The organism is Streptomyces shenzhenensis (assembly GCF_021462265.1).
Classification (GTDB): domain Bacteria; phylum Actinomycetota; class Actinomycetes; order Streptomycetales; family Streptomycetaceae; genus Streptomyces; species Streptomyces shenzhenensis.
This window is the reverse complement of sequence record NZ_JAJONF010000067.1, coordinates 20812-31162: the sequence shown is the minus strand read 5'-3', so window position 1 is coordinate 31162 and position 10351 is coordinate 20812. Positions and strand designations below refer to the sequence as shown.

Here is a 10351-nt window from a genome sequence, read left to right as displayed (position 1 = left end):
CCGGTGGGGGCGTGTACTGCCAGAGCGGCTACTTCTGTGCCTCGGTCTGGGATCCGACGGCCGGCGAGTTCAAGATCTTCTTCTTCTACGCCTGCGACCGCTACACCCTCTCGAACTGGATCGACTGGGCCGAGGCCCAGAACAGCCAGACCGGAGGCGCCGTCGCCAGTCTCTACGGCTCCGGCGGTGGCCTGCTGCAGACCATTCCGGCCGACGACGCGGTCTACGCCGTCAACTGGTCACCGGTCTACTCGATCCGCAACTGCTGAGCCGGACGGGCGGTGATCCAGGTCGGTGCCGGCCGCGAAGGCGACGACGAACAGCGGCCGATGCCACCGCGTCCCACACGCCGCTACCGGCGTCCGCGCGCACCCGCGACGGTCGCCCCCCCGGATGGTGGGCCGTTACTCACCGGCAACGACCCATTCCGTCGATCCAGTCCTTGAGGATCTAGGCGCACCACTCGGCCATCCAAATCCAGCGCTCCGGAGACGGTCTCACGGGGCGTACGACAGATCCGACTGCGTCCGTCATCCTGCGTCCGCGTCCAGCAGCCGGTGGCCCATGGCCGTCACCGAGTGCCGTACGAACTGACCCTCCCGGTGGCTCGCCACCAGTCCTCCGTCCCGCAGGGCGGCGAGCTGGTAACTGGCACTGGGAAGGGCGATGCCCACCACCTCCGCCACTTCGGAGGTGGTGCGGGCACGGCCGCGTGCCACCTGGGCCAGTACGGAGGCCCGGGTACGGCCGAGCAGGCGCTCCAACCCCCCGCTGTTGAGGGCGACCGCGTCGAAGGGCCGCGCGGTGACCGGATGGACGAGGACCGGGCCGAGGGTGGGATCGGCGAGCGCGGTGGGCCTGCGCCAGCAGAAGTAGGACGGCAGGAGCAGCAGACCCCGGCCCTCCAGGTACAGGTCCCGCTCGACAGGGTAGTCCACCTCCAGGACGGGTGAATTCCACCGGGCGAACGGCTGCAGACTCTCCAGCAGGGCGCGGACACCGCCGTCGAGGAGACTGCGGGCCCGCAGGTCGACCTCGTCGTGCACGGCTTTGCGAATATGTCCCCACCGCGGTTCGAGCAGGGCTTTGAAGGAGATCTCCAGGGCCTTGACCAGGTGTCCCATGTTCCGGTCTCCCGGCTTGCCGAGCGTCGTCGTCCACGCCGGCAGCGGGCGGGTGGTGGCGAGGATGCCCAATTCCCTCCGCAGCCGGCGGCGAGGCGTGGCCCGCACCTGTTCGAGGGCTGCGGGCAGACCTTCGGCCGAGACCGTCGGGGTGAGGAAGTCGGGGATGTAGCCGACGGGTGGGACAAGCGTCCCCACCAAGTGCAGGGCGCGACGCGCCTCCAGATCCCGAACCGTCCGCTCGAGAACACCCCGGCGCCACGCACCGAACTCCAGCGGCCCTTGATTCGTGACCAGCCGGCAGGCGGCACAGACGAGTTCCCACAGCGGATCGGGGCGCCGGGCCACACGGATGCCCTGTAAGTCGGCAGGCGTGAAATGGATACGGAGCATGCAGGCCTCTTTCGTCGTGGGGGTTGGCCGAGGCGATGCGGGACGTGGATCAACAAAGCGGTACGTGTCATCAAAAGGGACGAGCGACAGGTGCCGTTGGTTGACTGTGCTGTTGCGAACGCCGGCCCTCACCACTCGGACCGACGCCTTTCCGCCACCGGCCGCATGCCGCCGCACTGACCGGTGCCGGCTGCGGGGAAGAGGCGGCTGGGTTGCGTCCCGAGAAGTGGTGTACGTGTTCCGACCTGATCCGGGCATCTGCCCCGGCGTCGCACTGAGTGCCCACATACGGGAACGGCCACCGGCTGATCTTCGGGTGGTCGAAGGTTCGAAGGAGATCAGCACGATGACCGCGCCCGACAGTCTGCCCCTGCCCGCCCTCGCAGAAGAGAACCCCGCTGCGGCGAGTCCCGATCTCCTGCGCGCGATGGCCGAGACGTTCGCCGACACGCCCATGTCCACGGAGGCCGACGCCCTGTGCAACGCGGAATGCGGGCTGGTCGACGAACGCGTCAATCACCGCAAAGGCCATCGCTCGCGCGAGAGGGAAACCCGCGCCGGCAGCGCCCAGATGGCATCAACGCGGACAAGGAGTGCCCACGCTCGGAGCCCCTTCTCTGCTGTCCGCGGGACTGAAGAACGGTAGGCCGCATTGTGCTCACACACGGAAGCCGACCGTGTCGGCGAGGAGGGACCAGCCACCCGTATGGAGGAGTGCGCTGCCGGGAATTAATTCGATCAGGCGGAAGACCCCCTGAATCCTTGAGGGATGCACGGCCATGCTGACCTCGTCTTGCGGACAGTTCCACCACGCAGAGGAGCCAGAAGCCGTGCGTATGAAAATTTCTGCCGCAGTCGCCGCGACGGCGGCAGCCGTCACCCTTACCGCCGGGACGGCCGCGGCAGCCGACCCCGGCCCCGGGCGGCACGGAACGCCGGCCAAACACCAGACCCCTCCGAAGCCGGCCAGTGAGTCGGCTCGGCTGGCCCGTGCCATCCTGAACAACAAGGGGATCACATACGCCGGGGCGCATCTCAAGGGCAGCGACAAGGCATCTCTCCCTCGGCAGAATCTCGTCGACACCGCCAACGGAGGCATGGCCAGGACCAGTCCGTGGGGCCACAGACAGGGAGCGCGAGTTGCTCTCGACAAGCGGATGCCCAACGGTGTCCTGAAACTCAACACGCAGTACCACTTCAAGTTCGAGGTTTCCGAGTTCGTCGGAGGCAGCCACAGCAGTAGGTCCATGCATTACCAAGGACGTGCGGTAGATGTGACCTGGATCAACGGCCGCCATGTGGGAAAGCGGTCCGCCCACCGCGTATTCATGAACGCCTGTCGAAAGCTGGGGGCCAGCCTGGTCCTTGGCCCTGGAGACAAGGATCACGACACGCACGTTCACTGTCAGTGGTGAAACTGCGCATATGCCATCTGCGCTGTGGATCGCCCTCGTCTGTGACGACTCGCCTGGACGGTGAGGAAGATGGCCAGAAGCTTCAGATCCGGCTGAGACTTCGCAGTCCGTGAAGGTTGTCTTCGGGATCCATCGCTTTACGTGTCGCAAGATCGGCGCCAGAGTAAGGGCACCGCGACGCCCGGAACTCCGCCCGACAGAAAGCCGCGACCATGGCCATCGACCTCACCGCCCTGCGGGCGCACTTCCCCTCCCTCGCCACCGGTCTCGCCTTCTTCGACGGACCGGGCGGAACCCAGACCCCCCGCCCGGTCGCCGACGCCATTGCCGCGACGCTGACCGGGCCGCTGTCCAACCGGGGAACGGTGAGCCCGTCCGAGCTCAACGCCGAGCGCGCCGTCACGGACTTCCGCGCCGCCTACGCCGATCTGCTCCACGTGCCCGCGAACGGCATCGTCCACGGCCGCAGCGCCACCCAGCTGACGTACGACTTCTCCCGCCACCTGGCCAAGGACTGGAAGCCCGGCGACGAGATCGTCCTCAGCCGCCTCGACCACGACGCCAACGTCCGCCCCTGGCTCCAGGCGGCCGAGCGCGCCGGAGTGAGGGTCCGCTGGATCGAGATCGACACGGAGACGATGGAGCTGGACCTGGACTCGTACGAACGGGCCCTGACCCCCGCAACCCGGCTGGTCGCGGTCACGGCGGCCTCGAACGTGCTGGGCACCAAGCCGCCGGTGCGCCTGATCGCCGACCGCGCGCACGAGGCCGGCGCGCTGGTGTACGTGGACGGCGTCCACTACGCCGCGCATCACCTCGTGGACGTACCCGCCCTCGGGGCGGACCTGTTCGTCTGCTCGCCGTACAAGTTCCTCGGACCGCACTGCGGGGTCCTCGCGGCGGCGCCCGAGTTCCTCGAAACCCTGCGTCCGGACAAGCTCGTACCGTCCCCCGACACGGTGCCGGAGCGCTTCGAGTTCGGCACAATGCCGTACGAGATCCTGGCGGGCGCCACCGCTGCCGTCGGCTTTCTCGCCGAGCTCGACCCGGGCACGGGGACCTCCCGCAGGGAGCGCCTCACGCGCTCCCTGGACTCCGTGCATGAGCATGAACTGATGCTGCGCGCACGGCTGCAGGAGGGCCTGGAGGCCCTGGGCGATGCCGTCACACTGCACTCGAAGGCCCCCGACCGCACACCGACCCTCCTGATGACGGTCGAAGGCCGTGATGCCCGCGAGGCCCAGGCACACCTGGCCGCGCGTGGTGTGGTGGCACCGGCGGGGTCGTTCTACGCGTACGAGCCCTTCACCGCGCTCAAGCTCGAAGACCCTGCCCTGCGCGCGGGCCTGGCCCCCTACAACACCACCGACGACGTGGACCGCTTCCTCGACGGCCTGGCCGCCTTCCTGTGAACTCGCCGGATCCGGCGAGGCACCTGGCTGCCCGCCGGCGCGGTCATCGTTGCTCCCGCACCGCCCCGTCGATCACGAGCATCGCCATTGCACGGGCGGCGCGGGACGACCTGCTGGTTAGAACGGGTGCCAGTGCGAGTGCCGGCGACGAGCAGCGAGCCCAGGCAGGGGAACGATGAGCGAACATGGCTGTCGATCACACATCGACTCCCGCCGAGGTGGCGGCCACTCCTCCTGTACGGCCCGGAGGGTGGATGAGGTGATCAGGCAGAGCAGCCGGAGTCCGCGACGACGTAGTAGCCGGACGCGGTCTCCTTGAGGGTGTGCGTGATGAAGGTGTTGTACAGCCCCATGGACTGGCCGGAGCCCGTGGCGTAGGTGTAACCGCCGCTCTGGTAGGCGCGTCCGGCGGCCACGTGGGCGTAGTTGCTCGCCGTGTAGCAGGCGGCCGAGTACCCGGTGGTGGTCGCGGTCACCGCGGCGGAGGCGGTGCCCGCCTTCCCCGACGAGTCGACGGCCGCCACGGTGTAGCCGTAGCTCGTGCCGCTGGTCAGACCGGTGTCCGTGTAGGAGGCCGAGGTGGTGGTGCCCACTTTGGTTCCGCCGCGGTAGACGTTGTACGACGCCGCGTCGGCGACCGCGTTCCAGCTCAGCGAGGCGGTCGTGTCGGTGGTCCCGGTGACCGTCACCCCCGTCGGGGCGGGGAGGGTTCCGCTGCCCTGGCCGCCACCGCTGTCGCCGTCGAGCCCCCAGAAGCGGGCGGTGTAGTAGCTGGAGCAGATGGTGTCGAGGTAGTACGTGCCGGTGCTGCCGCACTGGGCGGTGCCGCTGCCCGGGTCGACCGCGAGCCCGTGGTTCATGCCGGAGACGGCGTAGAGCTCGACCGCCGGCCGGCCCGAGGAGTCGTCGTAGGTGCTGAGGGTGGTGCCGCCGCTCAGGCTCTCGGTGCTGGAGGCCGTCTGGCCGATCCCCCACACGTCGGTCCACTGGTCCCGCAGGTCGGTGCCGTTGGCGGGTACGACGGTGGTGTCGGAAGTGCCGTACCAGATCGCCACGCGCGGCCAGGAGGTGGTGCCGGAGGGGGCGGCGGCGCGGACCAGGTCGCCCCACTGGGCGGCGGTCTTGCTGGGCGGACTGTACATGCAGGTGTACGCCGCGGAGAGGCTGGTGGCGCAGTCCGCGGGCAGACCGGAGTCGATGGCGCCGCCGGCGAAGACGTCGGGATAGGCCGCGAGCATGTTCGCGGTCATGGCACCGCCGGCCGACAGACCGGTGATGTAGACGCGCGAGGTGTCGCTGCCGTACTCCGCCACGGCCGTGTCGACCATCTGTTTGATGGACAGCGCCTCGCCCTGACCGCGCGTGCTGTCGCCCGACTGGTACCAGTTGAAGCAGGAGTTGGAGTTGTTGCTGCTGTTCGTCTGCGGGAACACCAGGGCGAAGTCATACAGATCGGCGTACTTCGACCAGCCGGAGTGGGAATAGTAGTCGCTCGCGCTCTGCGTGCAGCCGTGCAGGGCGATCACGAGCGGGGCACCGGACGACAGGCCGTCGGGCGCGTAGGTGTACATGGAGAGGTTGCCGGGGTTGCTGCCGAAACTCGCGACCTGGGTCAGGGCCGCGGCGGACGCCTGCGGGCTCGCGGCGACCAGGCCGCCCGTGAGGAGCAGGGCTCCCGCGGCGGCCGTGATCCAGCGGCGGATGCCTCCGACGAGCCGGTGGCGTCTGCCGGAGCGGAACGGAGGGTGCGACTGTCCCATGACGACTGCCTCCTGGTAGATGAACTGGTCGCGCATCGCTTGGACGCGGTCCGGTACCGGTGTGTGGTGTCGCATCATCGGCCTGCCGGCGCCGGGTTGGCATGGGCTTGACATCCAGGGTTGGCGGCAGCGCTGTGTGGCCGCTCCTCATGGCCGCGTTCGCGACGACTTGGACAGGCAGGCCCCTGCGGGACAGAAACCGTTCCGACCCAGAAGCGGGGTGGCCTCCGGCCCCACTGGCATCGGACAGACGGTGGTGGGTCAACCCATGTTTCCCCAGCGATCCGACGCCATAGCCTCCCGCGAGTCCTGGCGTACGACCTCGGAGGCACACCGATGCGCTCTTCCTGCGGTTCTCCCTCACGGCTGTGGCAACGAGGGCTGCCCGCGGCCCTCGCCCTCGCCGCTCTCGTGCTGACCCCGGTGCCCGCCACGGCCGTGTCCCCGGCCCCGGACGGCCACTGCGCGAACCTGGCGCGGGTGGGCGTGCCCGGCGCCGAGTACCAGCAGACGGCGTGTCTGGAGGAACTGACCACGGCGGGCACGGTGGCCTCCGGGCACACCGACCCGGCCGACTGGGCCGGGCTGACGCCGAAGAACCTCACCGTTCCCAGCGGGGTCCCCGGAATCCAGATCGACGGCTACTTCCCGGACACCTCCACCACCAACACCAACCACGGCTGGAACCACGACGCCCAGTTCGTCATCCGGCTGCCCGACGACTGGAACGGCGGCCTGGTGGTCGCCGGCACCCCCGGCAACCGGGAGCAGTACGCGAACGACCGGGCCATCTCCGACTGGGTGCTCTCCCGCGGCTACGCCTACGCGGCCACCGACAAGGGCAACACCGGTGCCGCCTTCTACCGTGACGGGAAGACACCGGGCGACGCCATCGCCGAGTGGAACGACCGGCTCACCCAGCTCACCCGCGCCGCCCGTGCCACGGTCACCCGGCACTACGGCCGTGTTCCGTCGCGCACGCTGGTGACGGGCATGTCGAACGGCGGGTACCTGGTGCGCTGGCAGTTGGAGAACCATCCCGAGCTCTACGACGGGGGCGTCGACTGGGAAGGCACCCTGTGGCGCTCCGACGGACCCACCCTGCTGAACTTCCTGCCCAAGGCGCTGCGCGACTTTCCCGTGTACGCCGCCGGGGGAGAGGACGCACCGCAGGCACGGCAGGCGATGCACGCCGCCGGGTTCCCGGCCGGGTCGGAGTTCCTCTGGCCGTACCACTACAGGGTCTACTGGGATCTGACGCAGCGCATCTACCGTGAGGAACTCGACCCCGGCTTCGACGGGGCGACCGAGGCGGGAACTCCGTACTGCCCGGCGGGCACACCGCAGTGCGACACCGACTACGACTACGCGGCACGTCCCGACAGCGTCAGGAAGGCCGTCCAGAAGATCGCACTCACCGGGCGGATCGGCAAGCCGCTGATCACCCTGCAGGGCACGCTGGACGTCCTGCTGCCGATCAGCCAGGACTCCGACGTCTACGCCCGCATGGTCCGCGAGGCCGGGCGCGGCGGGCTGTACCGCTACTACCGTGTCGAGGGCGGCACCCACACCGATGCGCTGTTCGACATGTTCCCGGACCGGCTGCGCCCGCTCACACCCTGCTACCGGGCGGCTTTCACAGCGCTTGACGGCTGGCTGACCGCAGGCCGCAGGCCGCCCGCCTCCCACACCGTCCCCCTGCCCGTGGGAGCGGCCGCCACGACCCTCCTCGATGACTGCTCCCTGGACGGGCCCGGGAAAGGGCGCTTGCCGTCCGCGTCCTGATCCACTGTCCGGCCCACACCAGCTACTGACGTTGTTGTCGAGGTCCGGTGCGTAGGCCGGCAGGAAGTAGCAGGTGACCCAGTCGTGGGTGTCGATGGACCGCCGTAGCCGGCGGTCCATGTGGACGTTCGGGTTGTCACGTACGAGCACGACGGGTGCGCCGAGTTGCTGGTGTGCTGCTGGTGTGCGGCGATGAGCAGGTCGCGGTCGTCGCTCCAGGTGAAACCGCGTCTGCCGCCCCGCTCGTGATCGACATGCCGCTTGGGCCGGTGGATCAGACGTCAGCGTTCACGTTGCTCGGAGGAACCCCCAGTGAACCGCTCCGCGGCCTCCAGCCGGATCCGCTCGCGAAACGCCTGCCGTTCAGGCGTCAGCCCACCACCTTGCGGCCCGGCAGCCGCTCGGGGAACGCCGTGCGCAGGCCCGGCACCTCATGGGTGGGCGCAGCGAGCGACAGGTTGAACGGCCCGAGGCCGACACCCAGCAGGTCAAGCGGCTCGTGCGGGCGAGGCGGTCAGCGACGGCTCGGTCATCCGGAGCCTGCCGGAAGATCCGCACTCAGCGGGCCGGTCGGCCTGGCGCGCGAACACCTCCATATTCTGCAAGGGAAATCCGATGTTGTGGGATCCACGAACGAGAGGAAGTCCCCATGGGCTCCGGTTCTCCCGAAAGGCAGTTGCCGGTCACCGAGCGCACGCGTCACCGCCGCTTGCGGGAGCAGGGCAGCCTGGACCGCGACCAGCTCGACGCGATCCTCGACGCCGGCTTCGTCTGCCACCTCGGCGTCACCGTCGACGGGAACCTCCTGGTGGTACCGACCGTCTACGGATCCGACGGCAGCACCCTGTACTTCCACGGCTCGGTCGCCAGCCGCAGCCTGGTGGCGTCACCCGCCGCCGAGGTCTGCCTCACCGTCACCCACGTCGACGGCCTCGTCCTGGCCCGGTCGGTCTTCGAGCACGGGGTCAACTACCGCAGCGCGATGATCTTCGGCATCCCCCGCACGGTCACGGACCCTGACGAGAAACTCGCCGGCCTGCGCTGCCTGACCGAGCAGGCCACGCCCGGCCAGTGGGACTACGCCCGCCGTCCGAGCCGCAGGGAACTCGCGGCAACGGCCCTGCTCGCACTCTCCCTCGACGAAGCATCCGTCAAGGTACGCACCGGCGCTCCTGACGACGGTGACAGCGAGGACGCCCGACTCGGCCTGTGGGCAGGCGTCCTGCCGCTGCGCGCCACGTGGGGCGACCTGGAGCCCGACCCGCTCCTGCCCCCGGACACCGAGGCCCCAGCCCACCTGACGAAGCGCATCGGCACCGCTGCGAACTGAACGCGGCAGGCAGCGCACCCACCAAGCGCGGAGCGGACCGGCCGAGCCATGAGGAGCGCGGCCACCGCCGGCCTCACCGCGTGGCCGGTCACGTGCCTTCAACCCGACTGCGGAGACTCGCGCCCAGACTCGGTCCGCTGCCCACGGACCACCCCTGCCACCGGCTGGTCCGGGCGGACAGCGTGCGGCAGAAGAGCCGGTTCGCGCCGGTGCGTGTCGCGTACTTCGCGTGGGCGCGAGCGCCCCATGGGCAAATCCGCACGCTCTACCGGTGCCCACGGGCGGCGGAAATGATGAGCCACACCGTACATGGACCAGGTGATCCGCACCCCCTGTCCCTCGGCCAGGCGGACCTGCGGTGGAAGGAGCTCATCGTGTTGCTTCTCATCTCCCCGGACAGCGTGGAGGAGGCCCTCGACTGTGCGAAGGCGGCGGAGCACCTGGACATCATCGACGTCAAGAAGCCCGACGAGGGCTCGCTCGGCGCCAACTTTCCCTGGGTCATCAAGGAGATCCGCGACGTGGTCCCGGCCGACAAACCGGTGTCCGCCACCGTGGGAGACGTCCCGTACAAGCCCGGCACGGTGGCGCAGGCCGCGCTCGGCGCGGTGGTCTCCGGCGCCACGTACATCAAGGTCGGCCTCTACGGATGCACGACGCCCGATCAGGGCGTCGAGGTCATGCGCGCGGTCGTCCGGGCGGTGAAGGACCACCGGCCCGAAGCGCTCGTCGTCGCCTCGGGCTACGCCGACGCCCACCGGATCGGCTGCGTCAACCCGCTTGCCGTGCCCGGCATCGCCGCCCGCTCGGGCGCCGACGCGGCCATGCTTGACACCGCCGTCAAGGACGGGACCCGGCTGTTCGACCACGTTCCCCCGGACATCTGTGCCGAGTTCGTCCGGCTGACCCACGCCTCCGGTCTGCTCGCCGCCCTCGCCGGCAGTGTCAAACAGGCCGACCTCGGTCCGCTGACCCGTATCGGCACGGACATCGTGGGTGTGCGCGGAGCGGTCTGCGAGGGCGGCGACCGCAATGCCGGGAGGATTCAGCCGCATCTGGTGGCCGCCTTCCGGGCGGAGATGGACCGGCTGGCCGAGCAGCACGCCGCCGGCGTCCCCGCCGTGAACTGACC

At 69.5% G+C, this 10351-nt stretch carries 7 protein-coding genes and 4 pseudogenes; 7 read left to right on the top strand and 4 right to left on the bottom strand.

The annotated features are described in order from the left end of the window. Positions 1-269, top strand: a pseudogene (locus tag LQ326_RS43615) (hypothetical protein); the annotation flags it as partial. 261 nt (positions 270-530) lie between these two features. On the opposite strand, the gene LQ326_RS43610 reads toward LQ326_RS43615, so the two are convergent. After that, positions 531-1322: an ArsR/SmtB family transcription factor gene (locus LQ326_RS43610; RefSeq protein ID WP_234544637.1), complete on the bottom strand. Its 792-nt coding sequence runs from the start codon at positions 1320-1322 to the stop codon at positions 531-533. A 541-nt stretch (positions 1323-1863) separates the two neighbouring features. On the opposite strand from LQ326_RS43610, the pseudogene LQ326_RS43605 reads away from it, so the two are divergent. From LQ326_RS43605 to LQ326_RS43595, 3 genes and pseudogenes are all read left to right on the top strand, one after another. Next, positions 1864-2109, top strand: a pseudogene (locus LQ326_RS43605) (transposase); the annotation flags it as partial. Positions 2110-2296: 187 nt separating this feature from the next. Next, positions 2297-2932, top strand: a complete 636-nt coding sequence (locus LQ326_RS43600; protein ID WP_234544635.1) for a hypothetical protein — start codon at positions 2297-2299, stop codon at positions 2930-2932. 212 nt (positions 2933-3144) lie between these two features. Continuing rightward, positions 3145-4344 (top strand): cysteine desulfurase-like protein, encoded by a 1200-nt coding sequence (locus tag LQ326_RS43595; RefSeq protein ID WP_234544634.1) that lies wholly within the window; start codon positions 3145-3147, stop codon positions 4342-4344. Positions 4345-4607: 263 nt separating this feature from the next. Here LQ326_RS43595 and LQ326_RS43590 read toward each other — a convergent pair whose 3' ends face one another. Further along, positions 4608-6104, bottom strand: a complete 1497-nt coding sequence (locus LQ326_RS43590) for an extracellular catalytic domain type 1 short-chain-length polyhydroxyalkanoate depolymerase (RefSeq protein WP_372497115.1) — start codon at positions 6102-6104, stop codon at positions 4608-4610. Between the two features lie 336 nt (positions 6105-6440). On the opposite strand from LQ326_RS43590, the gene LQ326_RS43585 reads away from it, so the two are divergent. Beyond that, positions 6441-7889 (top strand): 3-hydroxybutyrate oligomer hydrolase family protein, encoded by a 1449-nt coding sequence (locus LQ326_RS43585; protein ID WP_234544632.1) that lies wholly within the window; start codon positions 6441-6443, stop codon positions 7887-7889. A gap of 18 nt (positions 7890-7907) precedes the next feature. Here the strand turns inward: LQ326_RS43585 and LQ326_RS49195 are convergent. Beyond that, positions 7908-8170 (bottom strand): annotated as a pseudogene (locus LQ326_RS49195) (IS630 family transposase); the annotation flags it as partial. Positions 8171-8280: 110 nt separating this feature from the next. Continuing rightward, positions 8281-8376 (bottom strand): annotated as a pseudogene (locus tag LQ326_RS43580) (SidA/IucD/PvdA family monooxygenase); the annotation flags it as partial. A 162-nt stretch (positions 8377-8538) separates the two neighbouring features. Between LQ326_RS43580 and LQ326_RS43575 the strand changes: the two are divergent. Both LQ326_RS43575 and LQ326_RS43570 read left to right on the top strand, forming a co-directional pair. Continuing rightward, on the top strand, positions 8539-9219 hold the full coding sequence (locus LQ326_RS43575) for a pyridoxamine 5'-phosphate oxidase family protein (protein WP_234544631.1): 681 nt from the start codon (positions 8539-8541) through the stop codon (positions 9217-9219). A gap of 374 nt (positions 9220-9593) precedes the next feature. After that, entirely contained in the window at positions 9594-10349 is a 756-nt protein-coding gene (locus LQ326_RS43570) for a (5-formylfuran-3-yl)methyl phosphate synthase (protein ID WP_234544630.1), read from the top strand. Positions 10350-10351 lie beyond the last annotated feature (2 nt).

Bases quoted from the DNA above. Each gene is read 5' to 3' on its own strand.
- LQ326_RS43585 (WP_234544632.1), top strand. From the start codon at position 6,441: ATGCGCTCTTCCTGCGGTTCTCCCTCACGGCTGTGGCAACGAGGGCTG.
- LQ326_RS43590 (WP_372497115.1), bottom strand. From the start codon at position 6,104: ATGGGACAGTCGCACCCTCCGTTCCGCTCCGGCAGACGCCACCGGCTC.
- LQ326_RS43575 (WP_234544631.1), top strand. From the start codon at position 8,539: ATGGGCTCCGGTTCTCCCGAAAGGCAGTTGCCGGTCACCGAGCGCACG.
- LQ326_RS43600 (WP_234544635.1), top strand. From the start codon at position 2,297: ATGCTGACCTCGTCTTGCGGACAGTTCCACCACGCAGAGGAGCCAGAA.
- LQ326_RS43595 (WP_234544634.1), top strand. From the start codon at position 3,145: ATGGCCATCGACCTCACCGCCCTGCGGGCGCACTTCCCCTCCCTCGCC.